This is a genomic window from Anaerofilum hominis, assembly GCF_014287275.1.
In the GTDB taxonomy this organism is placed as follows: domain Bacteria; phylum Bacillota; class Clostridia; order Oscillospirales; family Ruminococcaceae; genus Pygmaiobacter; species Pygmaiobacter hominis.
Genome location: NZ_JACONZ010000001.1, coordinates 781,325 through 803,416, shown reverse-complemented (window position 1 = coordinate 803,416; position 22,092 = coordinate 781,325). Strand labels below are relative to the sequence as shown.

Below are 22,092 nucleotides of genomic sequence, written 5' to 3'. Positions count from 1 at the left end.
CTGCCCGGCAGCTGCGGCCCGCGGGGAAGCGGTCGGGCGGGAGGCGCGGGGCAAAAAACATCGGCAATACGCACAGTGCCGGAGAAGCTTTTTTGCCGGTTTTGCTGAAAAAACGGCGGGAGGGCCAAACGGAAGCCGTTTCCCGGTTGCGAAAAGTCACAGAAAAAGGTATAATAATCTACTTAGAATAGAGGGGGACGCTTTGGCAAGGCGGCCCCCTCCCAGTCTGTGAACACGGAAAGGGCGGAACGAATTGGGACTTGCAAAACTGTTTGAAGCGCATGACGTCACGGTGGGCACGCCGTGGAAACGCATTACCGAGCTGACGATCCCCATGCTGATCGGCAATATCGCGCAGCAGCTGTACAACACGGTGGACACCATCGTGGTGGGCAAATATGTGGGGGACAACGCGCTGGCCGCTGTGGGCGGCGCGTCTCCCATCCTCAATCTGCTGCTGGTGCTCTTCGTGGGCATCTCCACCGGGGCCAGTATTCTGGTCTCGCAGCGGTTTGGCGCGCGGGACCGCAGGGGCCTGGCGCGGGTCATCGGCAACTGCATCACGGTCACTGCCCTTGCCACCCTGATCACCATGGGGCTGGGCCTGCTGGCCATCCGGCCGCTGCTCACGGTCATGAACACCCCGCCCAGCATCTATGAGTGGTGTGCGAGCTATCTGACCATTTTCCTGGTGGGCGGCGCCGGTTTCATCTTTTACAACATCCTCTCCGGCATCCTGCGGGGGATGGGGGACAACGTGTCGGCACTGGCCTTTTTGCTGGTGGCCACAGTGCTCAACATCGGGCTGGACCTCTGGTTTGTGGCCGGGCTGGGCATGGGGGTGCCGGGCGTGGCGCTGGCCACCGTCATCGCCCAGACCGTCTCGGCCGTGCTCTGCACGCTGAAGCTGCTGAACATGCGCCAGTACTTTGATCTGCACCTGGGCGACCTGAAACTGGATGGGCGCTATGCCAAAAAGATCATCGGCCTGGGGCTGCCCAGCGGGGTGTCCCAGGGCGTGTTCTCCATCTCGGCGCTGCTGGTCCAGTCGCTGACCAACAGCATGGGCGAGGTGGTGATGGCCTGCAACGTGGTGGTGATGCGCATCGACGGTTTTGCCATGATGCCGGCTTTTTCCATCGGCGTCGCTATGACCACCTACGCGGGCCAGAACTATGGCGCGAGCAGGCCGGACCGGCTCAGGTCCGGCGCCAGGCAGGGCATGGCGGTGGCGTTTTTCATGTCCCTGGTGCTCACAACGGGCATCCTGCTTTTCGGCGGCCAGCTGGCGGCCATCTTTACCAGTACGCAGGAGCTGATCGCCCTGAGCATGCGCATGCTGCGCATTTTGGCGGTGGGGTATCTGGTGTTCGGCATCAACCAGGGCCTGTGCGGCTTTATGAGAGGTACCGGCGACACCACCACCCCCATGTGGATCGGCATCATCACCCAGGTCATCCTGCGGCTGCCCCTGGCCTATCTGCTGGCCTGGGCCACCAGGGACGAGGCCTACCCCAACGGCAGGCCGGAGGCGCTGTTCCTCTCGCTGGTCATCTCCTGGACCGTGGCCACGCTGCTGGCATATCTCGCCTACAGGCGGCAGGCAAAGCGGCTGGAGCGGGAGTTCGCTGCGGTGAAAGCGCCCGGGGAGGCAAAGGCAGAGCCCGGTGCCTGAGCGAGAAGAAACAGCCCGCCGCGCCGGCGTGGGCCTGAAAACGCGGCAGCGTGCGGTTTTTTGACGGGCAGAGCCCCCGGCCATGCGGCCGGGGCCTTTTTGCGCCCCGCGCAGGGCGCGGAAAAAGAGAGGCCACCGGGTCGGAACAGATGCTTTGTGAGCAGCCTCAAAGCCGATGACAGCCGCCGTCCGCAAGGACAGCGAGGGTCGAAACTGCATTTCTCGCGCCCAGATATCGGCCCGCTGCGGTCGCTGCCCGCAAGGGCGGCGCGGTCTGGAACGAGATCCTGTCGGGGACGGCATTGGCCCGGCCGCCGTCCCGGAGCGAGGCGCAGGCTGAGGCCAGGGGAGGCGTGCGTGGGCGGGCTTTGCCGCCCCGCGCGGATGGCTTGGACCGCGCGGGGCAAGGCGAGCAGGGATGCCCAGCCGGAGGACAGGTTCCGCGGCCGCCGCCTGCGAAAGGGCGCGGGTGAAATTTGAACCGGCGGCGCGGATGTGTTATAATAGGCGCCGCCGAAGGAAGCAGGTGCAAGACCTGCGCGGGCCCGTCGCCGTGAGGCGCAGCAAAAGCCGCCGGTCTCACCCAAAGCCGCGTTTGGGGACAAGCCATTGGAGCGATCTGAGAAGGCTGGCCGGCAGAGCGCCAAAGCCGGAATATTTCGGCAAAAAACCTCAGTACAGGGCCGCGAGCGCCGGCCGTGAGGGAATAAAATTTGAGGAGAGTACGATGATGCAGATGACAAAGATCAAAAAATCGCTGTCTGTTTTTCTGTGCGCAGTGCTGATCGCGGCAGCGGCGCTGACCACCACAGGCTGTAACAGCAGCAGCGCCCAAAGTGGCTCCAGCGCGGCCACGGGCAGTTCCAGTGCGGCCGCGGGCAGTTCCAGTGCGGCCGCGGGCAGTTCCGGCACAGCCGGGGACAGTTCCAGCGCAGCGCAGAGCGCCCCCGCCTCGGGCACGGCCGGCAGCGTGCTGGGAGAGGGCGAGACCGTCTTTGCCTTTGAGGTGACGGACGGGGACGGCGGCACGACCGCGTTTGAGATCCACACCGACAAGACCACCGTGGGCGAGGCGCTGGCAGAGCTGGGCCTGATCGCCGGCGAGGAGGGGCAGTACGGCCTTTTTGTCACCGAGGTGAACGGGATCGCTGCCGATTATGACAAGGACGGGACCTATTGGGCTTTTTATGTTGACGGGGAGTGTGCCTCCGCAGGGGTGGATTCCACCGAGATCACGGCGGGCGCAGTGTACGCCCTCAAGCTGGAAAAGGCGTGAAGCTGAGCGCCAGGGAGGTGGCGGTCTTCGGCATGTTGGGGGCCGCCATGTATGCCTCCAAACTGCTGATGGAGTTTTTGCCGAACGTGCATTTGCTGGGTGTGTTCACTATTGCGGTCACGATCGTCTACCGCAAAAAAGCCCTGTATCCCATCTATATCTATGTGCTGATCAACGGCCTGTTTGCGGGCTTCTCCCTCTGGTGGATGCCCTATCTTTATATGTGGACGGTGCTGTGGGGGGCCGTCATGCTGCTGCCGCGGCAGATGCCGCCCAAGGTGCGGCCGCTGGTCTACATGGCGGTCTGTGCCGGGCACGGCTTTTTGTTCGGCACCCTGTATGCCCCCGCCCAGGCGCTGCTGTTCGGGCTTGATCTCAGGGGGACCATCGCCTGGATCGTCGCCGGGCTGCCCTGGGACGTGCTGCACGGCATCAGCAATTTTTTCTGCGGCGCTTTGATCCTGCCCCTTGTCTCGGTGCTGCGCCTGGCGGACAGAAACGCCCGCGGCGGCTGAATGGGCCGGTGAAAGCGGCGTTCCGAGCAGCGCTGCCGCTGCGGTCCGGCCGGGGCGGCGGCCATTTTGCCCGCCGGGCGCGGCAGAGCGCCTGCAGGTCGGGGCCGCTGCGGCGGGCAAAAGAAAAAGCTGTTTTGCCGCAGAAGAGGGCGAAAGCGTCCCGGCGGAAAAGACCGCTGCGCTGCCCCAGCGTGAGGGGGCGCGCGATTCAAAAAAAGGCAGGCGGCCCGTCAAAAGACGGGCCGCCTGCCTTTTTTACCCCCATGGGTCCAGACAAAGCTGCAGGCCATACAGCGGGAGCCGGCGCGGCAGGGCCGACCCTGGGAAAGAAAGCATAACAAAAAAGAAAAGGCCGACAAGCAAAAGCTTGTCGGCCTATCCTGGTGGGAGCGGGTGGATTCGAACCACCGTAGTCGAAAGACAACAGATTTACAGTCTGCCCCCTTTGGCCGCTCGGGAACACTCCCTTATTCAGTTTGATTCAACTGGTGGAGCTGGTGGACGGACTTGAACCCCCGACCTGCTGATTACAAATCAGCTGCTCTACCAACTGAGCTACACCAGCAGAATAGTGCTTGATTAATATATCACATTCCCGGATTTTTTGTCAAGCCCTTTTTGCGAAAAATCCGCGCGCGGCCGGGGAAACGCTTTCGCAGGCGGCGGCGGGTGAGTCCCGGTCTTTCCCCCCGCTTGCGGGACGGCTGCGAATGGCCTACAATAGAGGGTAAGAAAAAGGGGCGGGAACGCCCGCACACGCGGGGCCCCAGGGGAGGCGAAGGGATGAAGCTCACTTTTCTCGGCGCGGCGCGCACGGTCACCGGCTCGGCGCATCTGCTGGAGGCGGGCGGACGCAGGCTGCTGGTGGATTTCGGCATGTTCCAGGGCAGGGACGGGGACACGGTGCAGCAGCTGCCCTGCCCGGCGGCGCAGATCGATTTTGTGGTGGCGACCCACGCGCATATCGACCATACCGGGCACCTGCCGCTGCTGGTCAAAAACGGGTTCCGGGGGCCGGTCTACGGCACCGGCGCCACGGCGGAACTGTGCGAGATCCTGCTGGCCGACAGCGCCCATATCCAGAAAATGGATACCGAGTGGGAGAACAAAAAGCGGGAGCGGCAGGGCCTGCCGCCCCTGGAGCCCCTTTACACCGCCGACGACGCGGCCCGCGCCGCTGCGCTGTTCCGCCCGCTGGAATACGGGGTAAAGCTGCGCCTGTGCGACGAGTTCACCATCCGCTTCACCGACGCGGGCCACATTCTGGGCTCGGCAGCGGTGGAGGTGTGGGCCACTGAGGGCGACGTCACGAAAAAGGTCGTCTTTTCGGGCGATGTGGGAAACCTGGACCAGCCCATCCTGAAAAATCCACAGTTTGTCCGGTCTGCGGATTTTCTGCTGATCGAGTCCACCTACGGCAACCGCATCCATCCCCCCGCGGGGGATGTGAAAGCGCAGCTTGCCCGGGTGGTGCTGGACACTTTCCACCGGGGAGGCAAGGTGGTCATCCCGGCCTTTGCGGTTGGGCGCGCCCAGGAAATGATCTACTATCTGCGCGAGCTGTACGCCGAGGGGGCGTTTCGGGGGTACGAGCACTGCCCGGTTTTTCTCGACTCCCCGCTGGCCATTGAGGCGACCGCCATCTTCAACAGATTTGAAAACGGCTATTACTACGACCGGGAAGCCCTGCAGGTGGTGGAAAAAGGCGGCGAGATCCTGAATTTTCCCCAGCTGCAGCTGGCCATTTCCTCTGACGACTCCAAAAACATCAATGCCTACAAGGGCAGCTGCATCATCCTCTCCGCCTCGGGCATGTGCGATGCGGGCCGGATCCGGCACCATCTCAAATACAACCTCTGGGGGCCTGAAAACACGGTGGTCCTGGTCGGCTTTCAGGCCGAGGGCACGCTGGGACGCAGACTGCTCGAGGGTGAAAAAGAGGTCCGCGTGCTGGGGTCCGAGGTGGCGGTGAACGCCGCTGTCGAGAACATCGACGGGCTGTCGGCCCACGCCGACCGCAACGGGCTGCTGCGCTGGCTGGGCGGCTTTTGCGAGATGCCGCAGTGCACTTTTGTGGTACATGGTGAGCCGGCGGCGGCGGACTCGTTCGCGGCCTACCTCACCGAGGCCCGGGGCATGGCCGCCTTTGTGCCCTCGCGGGGGGAGAGCGCTGACCTGCTGGCGGCCCGGCCGCAGCTGGCGCCGGCGCCGCCGCTGGCCGAGATGGCGCCGGTCACGGTGGCGGCGGCTCGCACCCCCAAAAAGAAAGCAAAGCCCGGGGCGCTGGCATCCGCCATCGCGCTGCTGCAGGAGATCGAAGCCAGCGGGAAAAAGCTGCCCAAACGGGAGCTGAACGAGCTGGTGCGTGCGGTGGACCGGCTCTGGGGCAGGCTGCAGGAAAAATAGGGCACAGCTTTTCTGTGGCAGGCGGCGGGTGGGCTGCGGGGCGGGCGGCCGCTCTGCTCCAGGAAAAGGGGCCGGGCGAAAACGGCTTTCAGACGGCGGGAGAACAAAGCGCGCAAGACCCGCCGCCTGCAGGGGCCCGGTCCCGTCCGCTCTCGCTCTATTTTAAAGGTACAGATCAAAGTGCAGGCCGCCGGCGGGAGAACTGCCGCAGGCGGCCTGTTTTTTTGTGCGCCCCAGCCATCGCAGATCGCTTTTAAAAGCGCCTTTTCAGACCGGCTGCAGGGGCCGTTGGTCACCAGAGGCGAAAAGATGATAAATTGGCCGAACAATGAGAGACCAAAACGCAAAATAATGAAAAAAATTGAAGAAAACGGTCAAATCTTATAGCTTTTCTGCTTTAAATCAGTTAGAATAAAACCGACTGAAACTGAAAAATAAACAGAGAACGATCAGGAGGGCTGCTTTATGGGAAAAGTCCAGGTCTTCACGAACTCCTCATCCGAGATGTCCCCGGCGCTGGCTGCTGAATTCGGGGTCATTGTCATCCCGGACGTGGTCGTCTTCAGCCCGGAAGAGCAGTACCTGAACAATGTGGAGATCGATCCGCCCACATTTTTTCAAAAGCTGCAGGGGCGCAAAAAACTGCCCACCACCTCCCACCCCAATATCGCCCAGTACATGGATGCTTTTTCGGCTGCACAGGACTGTGACGAGATCCTTTTTGTCGGCCTGACCAGCCAGATGTCCGGCTCTTTCAGCACGGCCTGCACGGCGATCCGCATGCTGCAAGAACAGGGGTTTTCCACCCCCATCACGGCTTATGACTCGCTGCAGAACTGCTATGCGCTCTGCATGATGGCGCTGGAGGCGGCCCGCATGGCGCGCGCGGGCGCGGGGACGGCGGAGATCACTGCCCGGCTGGATGTGCTGCGCGGCAAGATCGGCGCTTATTTTGTGGTCGAGTCGATGGACAATTTCCGCAAAGCCGGCAAGGTCGGGGCCATCCGGGTGCTGGCGGCCGATCTTTTGAACGTCAAGCCGATTTTGATGTTCCGCGACGGCACGGTGCGGGACGTGGGCATCGTACACGGCTTTCCGGCCGCGGTGGACAATATCCTGGACCGTTACCGCAAGCAGGCGCAGTACGGCGAGGAGGTCTTTCTCTACCATGCGGACCGGGAGGAGCTGGCCGCGCAGGTCAAGGAGCGGCTGCAGGCCATCGATCCCGGCGCAAAGGTGCGGGTGGAGTGGATCGGCGCCATCATCGGCGCTTATACCGGCGCGGGCTGCATCGGGCTGGCGTTCCACGAAAAGTGACCGCGCCGCTGCTGCTGGGGGCGGTCTCGTTTTTCGTGTTCGCGCTCTCTGATCTTTTCGGCGTTCTGCGCCCCCGGCGGGGGGCGTCCGCCTTTTTCGCCCTGGGAGGCGTTTTGCTGACCGCATCCACCCTCTGGCTGGTGCTGCGCCGGGGCCCGGGCGCGCTTTTCGGCGGCCTGTGGCCTCTGCGCTGGCTTTCGCTGCTGCTGGCCGCGGCGGGGCTGGCTCTGCTGGTCCACACTTTGTTTTTTGCGCTGCCGTCCGGCGGCAGCGGTGTGGCGCCGCCGCCGGACGGCAGGCTGCCGCTGGTGGACACCGGCGTCTTTGCCCTCTGCCGCCATCCGGGGGTGCTCTGGCTGGGCCTGAGCTACCTGGGGCTGTGGGGCGCGCTGGGCGGCGCGGGGCTGGGTCTGGCTTTCGCGCTGTTCACCGCGCTGGATGCGGCCTATGTGTTTTGGCAGGACCGCAGGGTCTTTCCGCACAGCATCGCGGGCTATGAGAGCTACCGGGCCCGGGTGCCTTTTTTGCTGCCCACCGCCCGCAGCCTGCGCGCCTGCCTGAAAACGGGAAAAGGCCGCGGCTGACCGGGAAAGGCCCCCGGCGGCGCGGCGATGAGAACGGTCCCTGGGGTGTGGGGACGGAAATGAGGAGGCCGTGGATGACCTTTGAAGAAAAACTGAAAAGCTGTTCCGCCGCTGAGATCTGGCAGGAGTACTGCGGGTTTCTGGATCTCTCGATGGAGGAATACATGGGGATCCAGCGCCGGCTGTTGATGGAACAGATCGACCTGATGAGCCGGTGCGCTTTGGGCCAGCGCTTTTTTGGGGGAGACCCGCCCCGCACGCTGGATGAGTTCCGGCGCAGGGTGCCGCTGACCAGCTTTGGCGATTACGCCGACGTGCTGCTGACCAGACGGGAGGAGATGCTGCCCGCAAAGCCGGTGGTCTGGCTGCGCACGACCTGGGAAGGCGGCGATTTCCCGGCCAAATACGCCCCTTACACCGAAAGCATGCTGGACACCTACAAGCACAATATGCTGGGCGCGGTGCTGCTGGCCACCAGCAGCGGCAAGGGCAGGTTCCATGTAAAGCCTGGCTCCCGCATCCTCTACAGCCTGGCGCCCATGCCCTATGCCACCGGCCTTTTTCCGGACCTGATCGAGCCGGAGCTTCGCGTGCGCTTTTTGCCGTCGGTGCGGGAGGCCCGCAAGCTCTCGTTCGGCCAGCAGAGCCGGCGGGGCTATAAACTGGCGCTGCAGCAGGGCATGAACATGTTCTTCGGCATGAGCAGCGTGCTGTACGGCACCACCCGCAATCTGGAACAGATGGGCCACTCTTCGCAGGAGAGCGGCAGCCGTCTGCGCTCGATACTGGGCATCAGCCCGCGCATGCTCTGGCGGCTGGCGGCGGGCCGTTACCGCTCGCGGCGGGACGGCAAGCCCCTGCTGCCCAAAGACCTGTTCCGTCTGGACGGCTTTGTCTGCATCGGCACCGATTCCAGCCGGTATAAGGATGAGCTGGAGGCCGCCTGGGGCGTGCGCCCGATGGAGCTGGCGGGCGGTACCGAGCCGACCTGTCTTGGCACCGAGACCTGGAGCAAAAACGGTCTGGTCTTTTTTCCGGACGCCTGTTTTTATGAGTTCATCCCCGAGCAGGAGATGCTCCGCAACCTGGCCGATCCGTCTTACAAGCCGCACACCTATCTGATCAACGAGCTGGTGGCGGGCCAGAACTACGAACTGGTCATCACCGTGCTGCGGGGCGGCGCGTTTTTGCGCTACCGGGTGGGGGACGTCTACCGCTGCCTGCGGCTGCGCAACCCGCAGGACGGGCTGGAACTGCCGCAGTTTGAATATGTCGACCGCATCCCCACCGTCATCGACATCGCCGGCTTTACCCGCATCACCGAGCGGGAGATCCGCAAGGTGATCGAGATGTCCTGCCTGCCGGTGGCGGACTGGTTCGCCCTGAAAGAATACGACGACAACGGGCACTCTTTTCTGCGGCTGTATGTAGAGCTGCGGGCGGGGGCGCGCCAGAGCCCGGCCCTGAGCAGGGAGATCATCCGCGAGCACCTGTCGGTTTATTTCCGCTATTACGACGGCGATTACAAGGACCTGAAGCGGCTGCTGGGCATCGACCCGCTGGAGGTGACGATGCTGCCCACCGGCACCATCGCGCGCTATGAGGCCGCCAGCGGGCAGAAGCTGCCCCGGGTGGGTGCGCCCCGCGAGGCGGTGCTGGACCTGCTGCACAGGCCCTCAGCGTTCACATCGGGAGAGGGGGATGCAGGATGTCGCTGAACCAGCGTCTGTTCATTATCGTGCCCCTGATCTCAGCGCTGTGCAACATTTTTCTGCTGCTGACCGTGCTGAGCGCGAAAAAAAACAAACAGATCTATGCCTTTATGGAGCTGCTGTGCGCGTTTACCGCCTGGTGTACCGGTTCGCTCTTTATGCGGCTGACGGTCTATCCGGGGCCGGAGTTCTGGTACGAAGTCTCGATCATGGGCATCTTTCTGACCCCGTTCTTCGTCTACAACTTCATGTACTGCTTCACCGAGTCCAAGGGGGGCTTTGTGCGGGGCACCCTGTTTGCCAGCTGGGTGGTGGTGACGGCCCTCAACCTGTTCCACGTTTTCATCACCAGCCCGCGGGTCGTGGAGGAGGCGGGGGAGCGCCGGTTCGAATATGGCGTTTCGCCGGCTGTCATCGTGCCGATCCTGCTGGTGGTGGTCACGCTGTGGGAGGCCTGGAGGCTGGCCTACAAAAGCGTGCGGGAGGATCGGGTCCCGCTGTCCCAGTTCACCCCCATGATCGCCGGCGTGGCGGTCATGTTTGCCTGCACGGTGGCCGCGGTGCTGCCGCAGATGGTCTCGCTGCCGGTAGACACCTTTTCCTGCGGGATCAACGCCATCTGCCTGTATTACGCCCTTTACAAAAAGCGCATGATCCAGCTGCGGGGCATTGCCTCCAACGGGCCGGCCTATCTGGTGTCGGCCGTGCTCACCACCCTGGTGCTCATCGCCGGGTACCAGCCGATGGAGGCGTTTTATGAGCGGTATTTTTCCAATTATCAGGAATATAAGGTCATCGTGTTTGCGGTGGGTTTTTCGCTGGTCACCATGGCGGTCTACAGCGCCGTGCGGCGGCTGATGAGCAACCTGTTCGTAAAAGGGCAGGAAAACCAGGAGGCGCAGCTCAAGCAGTTTTCCAGCGCCATCAACAAGACCCTGAAACTGGACGAGATATTAGAGCTGTACCGAGACTTTTTGCAGCGCAATCTGCCGGGCAGAACGGCGCGGGTCTTTCTCTATCAGCCCGGGGCCGGCGGCTATCAGGTCGCAGACTGCACCAATTCCGCGCTGGCAAAGGGCGATTTCATCGCCGGGGACAACCCGCTGGTGCCCTGGCTCAAAAGCTATAACCACGGCGTGAGTTACGCCGAGTTCCAGCGCACCCGCATCTACCGCTCCCTGTGGGAGGAGGAAAAGCGCCGCTTTGCCGAGATGCATATCAGCTTTATCCTGCCGGTGGTCTGTGACGACGAGCTGACCGCCATCACCACTTTTTCGGACGAGTCCGGGCAGGGGCGCGCGCGGGAGCTGAGCTTCCGCGAAGTCACCTTTCTCGAGTCGATGGCGGCCGTGCTTTCGATGGCACTGAAAAACGCGTCGCTGTATGCGGCCATCGAGAACAAGGCCCGGCGCGACCCGCTGACCAACCTGTTCAACCGCGGCTATTTTGAAGAGTGCATCCGGCGCGATTTTGAGCTTTGCCGGCACGACAGCCTGTCGCTGCTGATGATCAGCTTTGACGATTTTCACCTTTATAACGAGCTTTACGGCACCACAGAGGGGGACCGCATCCTGCGCCGGTTCGGCGAGCAGCTGACCGCGCTGGTAGGGCCGCGGGGCACAGTGGCACGGTACGGCGGCAAGGATTTTGCCGTCAGCCTGCCGTTCTGCACCGCCTCGGTGGCGGAGACCCTGGCCCGGCAGGCGCGGGACTGGCTGCGCTATGAGGTGAGCAGCGCGCCGGAAAAGACGAAAAAGTTTCTCACGTTCAGCGCCGGCATCTGCGCTTACCCGGTGTCGGCCGCTTCGGTCGAGGAGCTTTTCACCTATGCCAACATGGCGGTCTATACCGCCAAATCCAACGGCAAAAACCGCGTCGTGCTGTATGACCCGGAACAGAACCGGCAGGATACGGACAGCAATTTTCAGGAAAAACGGGCGCTGGCCGACAACTGCGCGGCAACCATCTACGCGCTGACCGCGGCCATCGACGCCAAGGACCACTACACCTTCAACCATTCCAATAACGTGGCCGAGTATGCCTCCGTCCTGGCGGCGGCCATCCCGCTGGACGCCGAGCATGTGGAGATCATCCGGCAGGCGGGCCTGCTGCATGACATCGGCAAGATCGGTATCCCCGAGGCCATCCTGTCCAAGACCACCCGCCTGACCAAAGAGGAGTACGAGGTCATGAAGCAGCACGTGGAGGGGTCCATCGCCATGATCCGCTATCTGCCCTCCCTCGACTATGTCATCCCCTCTGCCATCGGCCATCACGAGCGCTGGGACGGCAAGGGCTATCCCCGCGGCATCGCGGGGGAGACGATCCCCATCGGCGCGCGGTGCCTTTGTCTGGCCGACTCCTTTGACGCCATGGTGTCAAAGCGCAGCTATAAAGAAGCCATGAGCGTGGAGCAGGCGCTGCAGGAGATCCGCCGCAACCTGGGCACCCAGTTCGACCCCGACCTGGGGCTGCTTTTCATCCGGCTGGTGGAGGAAGGGCGCATTCAGCCGCACGTCTCCGCCGGGGAGGACTGAGGCGCGGGCGGCGCGGGCAGAGAGACGCTTTTGAACTGCAGACATGATCTTTTAGGGGACGGCGCTGCCGGTGCGGCGCCGTCCCCTTCGTCCTGCCCGGCGGCGGCAAAAGGCGCAAGGGCGTGGAAAATGAGCATATAAGAAGCCCCCGCTGCCGGGGGCTTCTTGTGCGGAGAACACGGCCCGCCCGCAAAATAAAAGGGCGGCCGCCTCAAACGAATGCAGCGCAGAAACAAAGACATAAACACAAAACGCACTGTGGGAAAAAACGGAATTTATGGCTTTGTTTTGCCGCTCTGTTTCAAAATGTATCAAAAGGCACGGACGGGAGACCGACAGCGCACAAAGCCGTCGCTTCCCGGCAGAGAAAAAGCAGCGGACGATGTTTTTTCGCAGGAGAAAGGTCCAGACGGAGAAGCGCCGAGGAGCTGGTGGCCGCCGGCAAGCCTGCGAGCGGTTCCGTCCTCACGCTGCGGCGGAATGAAAATGGAAAGCTCGTGGCGGCGCTGCCTGCTCTGCCTGCGCGTTATCGCTTTGCGGCCGGTTTCCGTCCGGCTGCGGCTGCCGCGGGCGGCGAGGATCGTTTTCTGCCTGTGGAGAAGAACCTTTTTTCGATCTGTCTGCTTTTGGGGGCGATCTCCTATCTGTACCGCAGCTGCCAAAAAGCCACCGCGCTGGCCGCCGCCACGTTCAGCGAGTCCACACCGTGGTACATGGGGATGCGCACGGTGTAGTCGCAGGCGGCGATCGTGCGTGGGGCCAGGCCGTCCCCCTCGGTGCCCAGCACGACGGCGAGCTTCTGCTCTGCCGCAAGACGCGGGTCCTCAATGCTGACGGCGTCGTCGCTCAAAGCCATGGCGGCGGTTTTGAAGCTGAACTTCTGCAGCAGGGCCATGCCCGGCTGCGGCCAGTCGTCCGGCCCGCTGCCGATGCGGGCCCAGGGCACCTGAAAGACGGCGCCCATGCTCACCCGCGCCGCGCGGCGGCACAGCGGGTCGCAGCAGGTGGGGGTCAGCAGCACCGCGTCCATGCCCAGCGCTGCGGCAGAGCGGAAGATCGCCCCCACGTTGGTGGCGTCCACAATGCCCTCCAGCACCGCCACCCGGCGGGCGGAGGCGCACACGGTCTCCGCCTCCGGCAGGTGCGGCCTGCGCATGGCGCAGAGCACGCCCCGGGTGAGCCGGTAGCCGGTCAGCCCGGCCAGCAGGCTGTCGTCGGCCGTATAAACGGGGATATCCCCGCAGCGGCGGATGACGCCGCGCGCCTGTCCCTCGATCTGCCTGCGCTCCATCAAAAGCGAGAGCGGTTCATAGCCCGCGTCCAGCGCGCGCTCGATCACCTTGGGGCTCTCAGCGATAAAAACGCCCTTTTCCGGCTCCAGGCGGCTGCGCAGCTGCGTTTCCGTCAGCCGGGCAAAGACGTCCAGTTCCGGCTGTGCAAGATCGGTCACTTCAACGATGTTGGGCATGGCGGCCTCCTCCATGAAAGACGCCCCGGCAGGGAAGCGCGGGGGAACGCGGACCCTGCGGGGCCGTTATGTGGCAATTATAACCCCGTTGGCCCCGGATTACAAGAAACCGCGGTGCGCGGCGTCCGCGCCGCCGCGGGACATCCGGGAACTTATCGGGAGAGCAGCTCTCCCGGCGGGAGGACCGCTTGGGAAAGCGCTGTGAAAACGCCGCGAAAGCGCTGGGCGGCTGCGCGGCGTCGTCTGCCGCTGCGCGGGGCCTTTGGACGCTACTTCAGCGTTTCGGCCATCCTCGCCGCCCCTGTCCCCAGCCCATCCGCGCCCGCACAGCGCCCCGGCCGGGTGTTGACGGCATGGTCCAGCAGGGGCTGTGCCTGGCTGTCGGCGTCCAGGCACAGATCGAGCGCCAGCACATCCTCCCAGGCGCGATTGAGAAAGGCCACCTCCCGGCGGCCGTGGGTGCGGGTGAGGGAGAGCGCGCCCGCCTTTTGCAGATAGAGGGCGATCTGCCCGCGGGAAAAACCGGCGGCGGCGAGACTTTCCGTCAGCCCCTCCCGGAACAGCCCGGCCAGGTCTGCCCACCGGCGGGGCGGCACGTCGTACCGCACAAAAGCGTAGCGGCTTTGGCAGTGGACGGCAAGCAGGCTTTTGCGGCCCCGCAGATCGATCACATGAAGGTCCCAGCAAAAGCGCCGGTCCGGCTCTGTGCCGCAGGCCGGCGTTTTTATCTTTAAAAACCGCTGCAGGGGAAAGGTCAAACCAAGTTCCATCATCTCGCCTCCCCGGGAAAGGTGATCTTCTCCACCCGGATCTTCCCGTCCCAAACCTCCGCCGTCATCATGGTGATTTCCTGATGGAACCGGCGGGGGCCGCAGGAGCCGGGGTTGAGCCACAGCACACCGTCCTTTTCCTCCTGTACGGCTTTGTGCGAGTGGCCGAACACCACCACATGGACCCCGGGGAGTTCCGCGGGGACCTCTTTCCTGTTGTGGACCATGTAGAAAGTCACACCGCCCAGCGCGACGGTGAGGTCGTGGGGGAGCGCCGCTGCCCAGTCCCCGTCGTTGTTGCCGCGGACAACGTAGAGGGGGGCATACCGGCGCAGCTCGTCCACGATGCTCTGGGTATGGATGTCCCCGCCATGAAAAATGGCGTCGGCGGTTTTCAGCTGCTTCCGCACCTCAGGCCGCAGCAGGCCGTGTGTGTCGGAGAGGAGGGCAAGCTTCATCGGGCGCCGCCTCCCTCCAGGGTCCAGCCGAAATCATTGTGATAGATCATCTGGCGGGTCATGCCGCCGTCAATACAGATGTTTTCTCCGGTGATAAAGCCCGCCTTGTCGGAGCAGAGGTAAAGCGCCAGGTTGGCAATATCCAGCGGGGTCCCCACCCGGCCGGCGGGCTGCTGGGCGGCGTCGGGGCCCGTGTGGACGGTGCCATCGGTGTCGATCCAGCCGGGCGAGATGGCGTTGACCCGCACCTTGCCCGCCAGGCTCACGGCAAGCGCGTGGGTCAAAGCGGAAATGCCGCCCTTGGCCGCCGTGTAGCTCTCGGTCTGGGGCTGGCTCATCCGGTCCCGGGAGGAGGAGATGTTCACGATGCAGGCGCCGGGGGCGAAATGGGGGACAAACAGTTGGGTGAGATAAAAAGGCGCGGTGACGCCCACCCGCAGGGCATAGTTGAATTCCTCGTAAGTGCAGGCGTCCAGGCCTTTCATCAGGGGAAGCGCGTTATTGATAAGATAGTCCACATGGTCGCAGTCCGCGATGACCTTGCGGGCAAAGTCATCTAAAACAGTCTGGTCGGCCAGATCGCCCTGATAGTAGCCGCCCGGCAGCAGATCGATCACGCACACCCGGGCGCCTGCTTTGCGGAATTCCTCTGCAATGGTTTTTCCAATGCCTTTGGCTCCGCCGGTAATGACCGCAATTTTGTCCTTAAACATCGCCGCACCTCTTTCAAGTCGATATCTCCATTTGCTCCGCCTGCCGGGGCGCTGCCCGGCAGGGAAACGCCGCCGCAAAGCGGGACGGCCCGCGGGCCCGCAGGGCCGTTATAAAAATTTTCTGTTCCGCAGCGCGGGACAAAAAACAAAGGGCGGACGCACGGTGCGGGCCCTCCGCCCAGAGCACTCCGGCTTTTTTCAGCTGCGGGCGGGAAAGGCCTGTCCTGCTCCTGCACGGCGCGCGCAGAGACGGAAGACCCGGTGCCGCGCCGCCGCAGCGTCAGAGGGAGCCGGGCAAAAAATGGCGATTTTACACTTCTTCAGCGCCGTCCCCCTCAAATGAGGATGCCCTCGCAATGGTCGATCTCATGCTGGATGATCTGAGCGGTCCAGCCGGTAAAGGCCCTGATACGCTCCTGAAACTTTTCATTCTGCCAGCGCACCTTGATGGACTTCCACCGCTTGGCCGGGCGGACGCCGGTAAGGGAAAGACAGCCCTCCTCCGCCTGGTATGGCTGCGATCTTTTGACGATCTCCGGGTTGAACATGACCATGTATTCACCCCCGTTGTCAAAGGCGATGATGCGCCTGTTGACGCCGATCATGTTGGCCGCCATGCCCACGCAGCCGTCCTTGTGATGCTCTAATGTCTCCAGCAGGTCCGCGGCTGTCTGCAGGTCATCCTGCGTGGCGGGCTCCGCTTTTTGGGCCAGAAATGTCTCATCCTTGCAGATCTCGCGGATCATCGTTGGTCCTCCTTGTTTTGTGGAATGACCGCCGCGAGGGTCTGGGCCGCAATGCGGGAGCCCCGCTCATTGGGGTGGACCCCATCGGCGGCATAGAGGTTTTGTGTGCCGGACAACGCATAAAACTGCTGGCCCACATTGGCAAGCAGAGCGTTGTTCTCCCGCGCGGCTTTCTGGTAGGCCTCAGACAGCTTGCGGGCCATCTCGTCATAGTCCCAGCCCCTGGCCATCAGCCTGGCCCCGCCTTTTTGATAGGCCCAGGTGGCATAGAGAATGGGCACGGCTCCGTTTGCCCGGATCTGTCTGCAGAGCTGCTCCACACTGGCAAAGAAACGCTCTGGGGCAGTGATGGGGCCGTGGCTCATCTCCTGCAGGATAACATAGTCCCACCGTTCCGTGGCCAGCGCTGCCTGGGTCCTGGCGCCCAGCTTTGTTTTGGGGTTCAGCTGTTCTGCCAGCCGCGCGCCTCCCCGGGTGTGGTGGGCCACCTGCGCATTGGTCAGCCCGGCCAGCATCTGCGGCAGATGGTTGGCAAGGGTAAAGCTGTTGCCCAGCATGAGGATGCGCATAACGATGCTCCTTGTCCTTTTTTGGCAGTTGGCGTGTTTCATGGCTGCGCCGTGATGAGCAGAAGAGGAACGCCCCGCCCGCTTTTGGACCGCCCTTTGTGCGCGGAACAACACGGATCACGGAAGGCCTCGGGGCGGTGCTTTCGCTTGGCAGGGAAAAGCGCGCGTGCAAAACGCAGACCGGAGCCCGCGCGCGTGAGGCCGGGCGCTCCCCGCCGCGAAAGAGACGCTGCTGCTATTATAGCGTATTGAGCAAGCGCGGAAAAGACTTTCACGCAGAAGCTGACGGCAAAAATCGATCTGCGGGCGTCCCGGCTCCGCAGCAGATGTCCCCAAGCCGGCATCGACCCCAAAACGATGGAAAGGGATGCTCTTCTCTGCAGGGCAGAGCCGAAAGAAAGCGGGGGGCTGGAAGCGGGAGGGCTGCGGGGAAGCAGATCCGCTGCGAAAGCCGGCGCCGGCGCTGCCCCGGGCAGGGCGGGCTGCGGAAAAACGCGGACCTCCCGATAGGCCGCTCGGGTGAGAAAAGCAAGGCTCCCGCACAGCTGCCCGCCACGGCGCAGAGCCGCAAACCAGCAGAGAGGGAAGAATGCAAAGAGTTTAAAAAGAAGCGGCTTTTGGACGAAAGACGGCTGCGGATGCCGGGCCGGTGCCTTTGCCGCTCATGTATGAAAAACCCCCTCTGAAATCAGGGATTTCAGAGGGGGCGGAAAATGATTACAGGATTTGAGAAAGATCCTCCTGTCAACGGCTTTTCTGCTGTCAGGAAAAATGGGGCTTACACAAGGGTATAAAGCAGAACTTCTTTGAAAAGGTTGCTCCATAGATTGCGGCTTTTGCCCAGATACTCCGGGTTTTCCTCTTTTTCGTCCCAGACAATCTGGGCAAGACGGTCCCCCAATTCCTGCCAGACACCGCAGGGATCCTTTTTCCAGGAATAAGCGCCAGTGCTCTCGTCAACCTGGATCAGGGCCCGGAAAGCGCCGACCACCGGATAAAGGATTCCCTTGGGGACAAGATATCGGAGCTCGGCCTGATAAAGCATGCTGTGGCCCACGATTTCGTTGTTCTTGTATTGAGAATATTTTTTTGCACCGTATAGCCGCTTGTTGTTTTTTACCTTTTGCGGGAACTCGCACTCGACGGTTTCCCACAGCCGAAAAATATCGCTTACGACAGGTTGCATATTGCACAGAATCCGCTCTCGGGGTTCTTTGCCCTGGCCTAAAAAGCGAGTCAAACTAATCTCTTTGCCGGTATAGCTCTGGATGGGCTGTCCTTCTCCCGAAAGCCCTTCTTTGCCGCGAATAGGGTAAAGATTCTGGTTAAACATATTTAGAATCGTGATGATTTCGCGGACATCGATGACCGGGATCTTTTCTCCCCAATGCTGGTTCATCCGATAGGCGATGCGGTTCTCAAAAGGAAACGGAGCGAGGATTTTTTTCAGGGTATCGAAACTCCGCTTCAGCTCTTCCTGGGATTTCAGGTCAACCGCGACCGATGTGTTTCTTGCCGCAGCAAGTTCCACAGGGGACTTGAGACCCACAAAAAACTCTGCGAATACATATCGGCCTTCAAGCGGCTGGCCGGATTTTTTGGCTTCATAGATCGCGCGGAGAGTGTGTCCGCCGTCAATATTCCCGTGGACATCGTCATTGGCCATTTCAACCGTGAGGGTCTCGTTTCGGTTGTCATATTTTACGGATTCAACTGAAAAAAGAAGACCGCGATTCAGCTCGTGAAACTCATCGTTTTCCAAAAGGCTTGTGCGAATCGCTTTTGCGGTGGCCGTAGTCATTTTCTGGTCGCGGGGGTTTGTTTTACTCCAGTTTTGCAGTTCCGATGGAAGCGTGGCCGTGTCCAGGTAGCAGATGTACTTGGTGTGGCCGCCGGGTTTGCGGTTGGGGTCTCTCATGGTTTTGAATTCTCTTGCATGCATTTCAAATTTTGGCATAATGATCTCCTTTCGAAAATAAAAACACCTTCGCATGCAAGACACGAAGATGCAGCCAACAGAGAAATACAGCAAAAAAAGATCGGCCAATGCCCATCCGCTTTTATCTGTCAATTCAGTTGTGCCCACAAATTCATATCTTACATATAAATTTTGGCTGCCTCAATAGCACATGCTATTAGGACTTCCCCTTTAGGATAACAGACGGAAAAATTATTTGCAAGCAAAAAATCCGCCTTACCGTCCGACAGGAAAAGGGCGGGCCTTATCCCGCCGCATCCCTGCCGCGCCAGGGCGAAATCTGTTTTTTCTCACCCTCGCGGGGCAGAGCAGGACATAGCGGGTCCCGCTCGAAAGCACAGAAACATTTCGTGCGGTGAAGAGGCCTCGCACACAGGCAGGGTTTTGCGGCACAATATGTAACGAAAGTCGATCTGCAGCTTTGTTTCGAGACACAGCAAGAAAACATGGAAATGGAGCAGGGATTCTGTCTGCATGTGGCCTCAAAATATTTTGATAAAATTGTGAGAGGGTATTTCAGAGCAGTCGTTTAGGAAAGCAAAAACAGCTTTGGCGGTTTACCAAAGCTGTCTTTGTCCTTATGACCATGTGAGGGGCATTCGTAGTGCCACTGCTGCGCAAAATCGATATTGGCATCCCCGTTCCCCCTCGGGGCGGAGCCCAGCGAAGCGGGTCCGCCCCGAAAGCGAAGAAACGCCCCGTTCGGCTAAGGGGCCTCGCCAAAGACGGGGACCCGTGCCATAAGGGGCGTTTCTGAGTTGGTCGGAGGGTAAGTATAGGATCTGGGAAAACCCAGCTGTTTCAATGGCTTTAGCGCAGCAAGCAAGAGGTTTTTATCTGTGTTACTTTTTTAGGTAAATCTGCGGAAAGTTTTTGTCTTTAATTTTGAGGTCCTGCCTAATTGCTTTTACTACATTAGTGAGAAACTCATCATGAAGATTAGTTTCTTTCCCTACGGCCTCATTTTCATACTGCAATATACTTTTTACAACTTTCTCACTTCCTACAATAAGCAGCTTATCACGATGATAAGTATATTTTGAAATGGCATCTCTACTACTATTGTTCGCTGCGAGATTATGTAAAGATTCAATATATGAAATATAGTGCTCTTCTTTCAGTTTTCTTAACTGAAGCATATTGCTGTTTTTATTTGAGAGAACTGCTCCGATAACGGCTACTATAACAGCAGATATTGCACCAAGTACAGATATTATTATTTCCATCAGCTGCCACCTCAAAATGAGAATATCATATTCTTATAGGCTTAGCCAGCAAATTTTGCTTTTTCCAGAAAACAAAAAAGTGAGTCCGATAAGGACTCACCCATGGTCCGAGTGACAGGATTCGAACCTGCGGCATCCTGCTCCCAAAGCAGGCGCGCTACCAGCTGCGCTACACCCGGATATGCTTTTTTATCTTATCTGCAACTACTGAATTATAGACCATCCCGCGCGCGGATGTCAACCTTTTGGCCTTGACTTGCCCCAGCCCCTGCTTTACAATAGAAAAGTAACTGGAACGGCCCATCCGGGGCCGCGGCCCGGTGCAGCACAGGGAGGAGAAGGATACAATGAACAACACGGAAAAGACCATGGACAAGGTCATCGCGCTTTGCAAAAACAGGGGCTTCGTTTTCTCGGGCAGCGAGATCTACGGCGGCCTTTCAAATACCTGGGACTACGGTCCTCTGGGCGTGGAATTCAAAAACAACGTCAAGCGCGCCTGGTGGAAAAAATTTGTGCAGGAGTCGCCCACCAACGTGGGGCTGGACGCGGCGATCCTGATGAACCCGCAGGTGTGGGTGGCTTCCGGCCATGTGGGCGGCTTTTCCGACCCGCTGATGGACTGCAAGGACTGCAAGACCCGTCACCGCGCCGACAAGCTGATCGAGGACGCGGGCGGCGACGCCAACGGCATGACCTTTGAGCAGATGAGCGCCTATATCCAGGAGCACGGCATCGTCTGCCCCAACTGCGGCAGCGCCAACTTTACCGATATCCGCAAGTTCAACCTGATGTTCAAGACGTTTCAGGGGGTCACCGAGGACGCCAAAAGCGAGATCTATCTGCGCCCGGAGACCGCGCAGGGCATCTTTGTCAACTTTGCCAACGTGCAGCGCTCCACCCGCCGCAAGCTGCCTTTCGGCGTCTGCCAGATCGGTAAAAGCTTCCGCAATGAGATCACCCCGGGCAACTTCACCTTCCGCACCCGCGAGTTTGAGCAGATGGAGATGGAATTCTTCTGCAAGCCCGACACCGACCTGGAGTGGTTTTATTACTGGAAAGACTACTGCAAAAACTTCCTCATCGGCCTTGGCATGAAAGAGGAGAACATGCGCCTGCGCGACCACGAAAAAGAGGAGCTCTCTTTCTACTCAAAGGCCACCACCGACATCGAGTATCTGTTCCCGTTCGGCTGGGGCGAACTTTGGGGCATCGCGGACCGCACCGATTACGACCTGGGCCGTCACAACGAGGTCTCGGGCAAGGTGCAGGACTATTTTGACCCCGAGACCAACGAGCACTATGTGCCCTATGTGGTGGAGCCCTCTCTGGGCGCCGATCGCGTCGCGCTGGCGTTTTTGGTAGAGGCCTATGACGAGGAGGTCGTGGACGCGGAGAAGAACGATACCCGCGTGGTGCTGCGGCTGCACCCGGCGCTGGCCCCCTACAAAGCCTGTGTGCTGCCCCTGTCCAAAAAGCTGAACGACAAGGCGGGCGAGGTGTACGCCCTGCTGCAAAAGCGGTTCATGGTGGATTATGACGATGCCGGCTCCATCGGCAAGCGCTACCGCCGTCAGGACGAGATCGGCACGCCGATCTGTGTGACCTACGATTTCGACTCTGAAAACGACGGCTGCGTCACCGTGCGGGACCGCGACACCATGCAGCAGGAGCGGATCAAGATCGAAGAGCTCGCCGCTTATATCGAGAACAAGATCGCCTATTAAGGCGCTGAGAGCGCCGGGCGCGGCGCGCGGGCAAAAAGCTGCGGCCGCCGGTTGCCTTTTCCGAGGCAGAGACGGCAGTTCCGCCGCAGAGAGGGCGGCCCGCGGCCGGCAAGGCGCGCCGCTTTTGGGGGCAGGGTCGCCCGGCCCGCCGCCTGGTTCGGCGTCCGCTGGGAACGCAGCGGACGATCCCGTGAAGAGAACAGAGCCCTTTTTGAAACATGCCGCCGCAGCAGCGGCCGGTTTGAGATACAGCGCAGGGCAGACCGCTGCCGCCTTTGTTGGCGGCAGGCAAGACGGTTTCGCGCGGCGCGGTGCTCAGACCGGCCGCTGTTTGGCGATATGGTTTACAGGAACGGCGTTTTTGGCCGCTGTTTTTTGCTTTTGACAGTAGGCAGGCCGCCGGTGGTCTGCTATA

The 22,092-nt window shown here is 61.1% G+C and carries 17 protein-coding genes, 3 tRNA genes and 1 riboswitch; of the genes, 9 read left to right on the top strand and 11 right to left on the bottom strand.

Features of this window, described 5'->3' with window-relative positions; genetic code table 11:
• The first annotated feature begins 253 nt into the window (after positions 1-253).
• The 3 genes from H8S23_RS03535 (at position 254) to H8S23_RS03525 (ending at position 3,466) form a co-directional block, all read left to right on the top strand.
• A complete protein-coding gene (locus H8S23_RS03535; protein WP_243165821.1) occupies positions 254-1,675 on the top strand; it encodes an MATE family efflux transporter in 1,422 nt (473 codons plus the stop codon).
• A 467-nt stretch (positions 1,676-2,142) separates the two neighbouring features.
• Positions 2,143-2,351: riboswitch (cobalamin riboswitch) on the top strand.
• Positions 2,352-2,402: 51 nt separating this feature from the next.
• Positions 2,403-2,951 (top strand): DUF4430 domain-containing protein, encoded by a 549-nt coding sequence (locus H8S23_RS03530; protein ID WP_243165820.1) that lies wholly within the window; start codon positions 2,403-2,405, stop codon positions 2,949-2,951.
• Positions 2,948-3,466, top strand: coding sequence for a hypothetical protein (locus tag H8S23_RS03525; protein ID WP_186886912.1), 519 nt, complete (start codon positions 2,948-2,950; stop codon positions 3,464-3,466). Before H8S23_RS03530 ends, H8S23_RS03525 begins: the two co-directional genes overlap by 4 nt.
• A 381-nt stretch (positions 3,467-3,847) precedes the next feature.
• On the opposite strand, the gene H8S23_RS03520 is transcribed toward H8S23_RS03525, so the two are convergent.
• A tRNA-Tyr gene (locus H8S23_RS03520) sits at positions 3,848-3,933 on the bottom strand.
• 22 nt (positions 3,934-3,955) lie between these two features.
• Positions 3,956-4,031, bottom strand: a tRNA-Thr gene (locus H8S23_RS03515).
• A 218-nt stretch (positions 4,032-4,249) separates the two neighbouring features.
• On the opposite strand from H8S23_RS03515, the gene H8S23_RS03510 reads away from it, so the two are divergent.
• From H8S23_RS03510 to H8S23_RS03490, 5 genes are all read left to right on the top strand, one after another.
• Positions 4,250-5,872, top strand: coding sequence for an MBL fold metallo-hydrolase RNA specificity domain-containing protein (locus H8S23_RS03510; RefSeq protein WP_186886911.1), 1,623 nt, complete (start codon positions 4,250-4,252; stop codon positions 5,870-5,872).
• Between the two features lie 465 nt (positions 5,873-6,337).
• Complete coding sequence (locus H8S23_RS03505; protein ID WP_186886910.1) at positions 6,338-7,189, top strand: DegV family protein; 852 nt, start codon at positions 6,338-6,340, stop codon at positions 7,187-7,189.
• Positions 7,186-7,773 (top strand): hypothetical protein, encoded by a 588-nt coding sequence (locus H8S23_RS03500; protein WP_186886909.1) that lies wholly within the window; start codon positions 7,186-7,188, stop codon positions 7,771-7,773. The genes H8S23_RS03505 and H8S23_RS03500 overlap by 4 nt, the downstream gene beginning before the upstream one ends.
• A 74-nt stretch (positions 7,774-7,847) precedes the next feature.
• Positions 7,848-9,491: a GH3 domain-containing protein gene (locus tag H8S23_RS03495; protein WP_186886908.1), complete on the top strand. Its 1,644-nt coding sequence runs from the start codon at positions 7,848-7,850 to the stop codon at positions 9,489-9,491.
• Entirely contained in the window at positions 9,482-12,022 is a 2,541-nt protein-coding gene (locus H8S23_RS03490; protein WP_186886907.1) for a histidine kinase N-terminal 7TM domain-containing diguanylate cyclase/phosphohydrolase, read from the top strand. The genes H8S23_RS03495 and H8S23_RS03490 overlap by 10 nt, the downstream gene beginning before the upstream one ends.
• A 640-nt stretch (positions 12,023-12,662) precedes the next feature.
• Here H8S23_RS03490 and H8S23_RS03485 read toward each other — a convergent pair.
• The 9 genes from H8S23_RS03485 to H8S23_RS03445 all read right to left on the bottom strand — a co-directional run bounded on the left by H8S23_RS03485 (position 12,663) and on the right by H8S23_RS03445 (position 20,129).
• Positions 12,663-13,490: a TrmH family RNA methyltransferase gene (locus tag H8S23_RS03485; protein WP_186886906.1), complete on the bottom strand. Its 828-nt coding sequence runs from the start codon at positions 13,488-13,490 to the stop codon at positions 12,663-12,665.
• 269 nt (positions 13,491-13,759) lie between these two features.
• A complete protein-coding gene (locus tag H8S23_RS03480; protein ID WP_186886905.1) occupies positions 13,760-14,260 on the bottom strand; it encodes a DUF6933 domain-containing protein in 501 nt (166 codons plus the stop codon).
• The gene (locus tag H8S23_RS03475; RefSeq protein WP_186886904.1) at positions 14,260-14,718 is read right to left on the bottom strand and encodes a metallophosphoesterase family protein; all 459 of its coding nucleotides are present in this window, start codon (positions 14,716-14,718) and stop codon (positions 14,260-14,262) included. The genes H8S23_RS03480 and H8S23_RS03475 overlap by 1 nt, the downstream gene beginning before the upstream one ends.
• Positions 14,715-15,431: an SDR family NAD(P)-dependent oxidoreductase gene (locus tag H8S23_RS03470; protein WP_186886903.1), complete on the bottom strand. Its 717-nt coding sequence runs from the start codon at positions 15,429-15,431 to the stop codon at positions 14,715-14,717. Before H8S23_RS03470 ends, H8S23_RS03475 begins: the two co-directional genes overlap by 4 nt.
• 335 nt (positions 15,432-15,766) lie before the next feature.
• Positions 15,767-16,177, bottom strand: coding sequence for a peptide deformylase (locus H8S23_RS03465; RefSeq protein WP_186886902.1), 411 nt, complete (start codon positions 16,175-16,177; stop codon positions 15,767-15,769).
• Positions 16,174-16,746 carry an SGNH/GDSL hydrolase family protein gene (locus H8S23_RS03460; protein ID WP_186886901.1) on the bottom strand — a complete coding sequence of 191 codons (573 nt, stop codon included), beginning with the start codon at positions 16,744-16,746 and terminating at the stop codon, positions 16,174-16,176. Before H8S23_RS03460 ends, H8S23_RS03465 begins: the two co-directional genes overlap by 4 nt.
• Positions 16,747-17,524: 778 nt before the next feature.
• Complete coding sequence (locus H8S23_RS03455) at positions 17,525-18,703, bottom strand: AIPR family protein (protein WP_186886900.1); 1,179 nt, start codon at positions 18,701-18,703, stop codon at positions 17,525-17,527.
• Positions 18,704-19,566: 863 nt separating this feature from the next.
• The gene (locus H8S23_RS03450; protein WP_186886899.1) at positions 19,567-19,950 is read right to left on the bottom strand and encodes a hypothetical protein; all 384 of its coding nucleotides are present in this window, start codon (positions 19,948-19,950) and stop codon (positions 19,567-19,569) included.
• A gap of 103 nt (positions 19,951-20,053) precedes the next feature.
• Positions 20,054-20,129: transfer RNA gene (locus H8S23_RS03445), tRNA-Pro, on the bottom strand.
• 168 nt (positions 20,130-20,297) lie between these two features.
• Between H8S23_RS03445 and H8S23_RS03440 the strand changes: the two genes are divergently transcribed.
• Positions 20,298-21,677, top strand: a complete 1,380-nt coding sequence (locus H8S23_RS03440) for a glycine--tRNA ligase (protein WP_186886898.1) — start codon at positions 20,298-20,300, stop codon at positions 21,675-21,677.
• Positions 21,678-22,092 lie beyond the last annotated feature (415 nt).

Bases quoted from the DNA above. Each gene is read 5' to 3' on its own strand.
- H8S23_RS03530 (WP_243165820.1), top strand. From the start codon at position 2,403: ATGATGCAGATGACAAAGATCAAAAAATCGCTGTCTGTTTTTCTGTGC.
- H8S23_RS03510 (WP_186886911.1), top strand. From the start codon at position 4,250: ATGAAGCTCACTTTTCTCGGCGCGGCGCGCACGGTCACCGGCTCGGCG.
- H8S23_RS03505 (WP_186886910.1), top strand. From the start codon at position 6,338: ATGGGAAAAGTCCAGGTCTTCACGAACTCCTCATCCGAGATGTCCCCG.
- H8S23_RS03495 (WP_186886908.1), top strand. From the start codon at position 7,848: ATGACCTTTGAAGAAAAACTGAAAAGCTGTTCCGCCGCTGAGATCTGG.
- H8S23_RS03490 (WP_186886907.1), top strand. From the start codon at position 9,482: ATGTCGCTGAACCAGCGTCTGTTCATTATCGTGCCCCTGATCTCAGCG.
- H8S23_RS03485 (WP_186886906.1), bottom strand. From the start codon at position 13,490: ATGCCCAACATCGTTGAAGTGACCGATCTTGCACAGCCGGAACTGGAC.
- H8S23_RS03480 (WP_186886905.1), bottom strand. From the start codon at position 14,260: ATGGAACTTGGTTTGACCTTTCCCCTGCAGCGGTTTTTAAAGATAAAA.
- H8S23_RS03475 (WP_186886904.1), bottom strand. From the start codon at position 14,718: ATGAAGCTTGCCCTCCTCTCCGACACACACGGCCTGCTGCGGCCTGAG.
- H8S23_RS03470 (WP_186886903.1), bottom strand. From the start codon at position 15,431: ATGTTTAAGGACAAAATTGCGGTCATTACCGGCGGAGCCAAAGGCATT.
- H8S23_RS03465 (WP_186886902.1), bottom strand. From the start codon at position 16,177: ATGATCCGCGAGATCTGCAAGGATGAGACATTTCTGGCCCAAAAAGCG.
- H8S23_RS03460 (WP_186886901.1), bottom strand. From the start codon at position 16,746: ATGCGCATCCTCATGCTGGGCAACAGCTTTACCCTTGCCAACCATCTG.
- H8S23_RS03455 (WP_186886900.1), bottom strand. From the start codon at position 18,703: ATGCCAAAATTTGAAATGCATGCAAGAGAATTCAAAACCATGAGAGAC.
- H8S23_RS03450 (WP_186886899.1), bottom strand. From the start codon at position 19,950: ATGGAAATAATAATATCTGTACTTGGTGCAATATCTGCTGTTATAGTA.
- H8S23_RS03440 (WP_186886898.1), top strand. From the start codon at position 20,298: ATGAACAACACGGAAAAGACCATGGACAAGGTCATCGCGCTTTGCAAA.